Source organism: Fusobacterium varium (assembly GCA_021531615.1).
Lineage (GTDB): Bacteria > Fusobacteriota > Fusobacteriia > Fusobacteriales > Fusobacteriaceae > Fusobacterium_A > Fusobacterium_A varium_C.
This window is the reverse complement of record JADYUE010000122.1, coordinates 1-229: the sequence shown is the minus strand read 5'-3', so window position 1 is coordinate 229 and position 229 is coordinate 1. Positions and strand designations below refer to the sequence as shown.

Annotated in this window: 1 tRNA gene; it reads right to left on the bottom strand. The window is 51.1% G+C overall.

Features of this window, described 5'->3' with window-relative positions:
* Positions 1 to 77: 77 nt before the first annotated feature.
* A tRNA-Ser gene (locus I6E31_12585) sits at positions 78 to 161 on the bottom strand.
* Positions 162 to 229: the final 68 nt, after the last annotated feature.

The following is a 229-nucleotide window of genomic DNA, read 5'->3' as shown; positions in this document are numbered from 1 at the left end:
GGCGGAATCGAACCACCGACACGGGGATTTTCAGTCCCCTGCTCTACCGACTGAGCTATCTGGGCATTTTAAGAAACTGGCGGAAGGTCAGAGATTCGAACTCTGAAGTCTTGCGACGCCGGTTTTCAAGACCGGTTCCTTACCAATTAGGGTAACCTTCCATAGTGGTACCCCGTAGGGGAATCGAACCCCTGTTTCCAGAGTGAAAATCTGATGTCCTTACCACTGA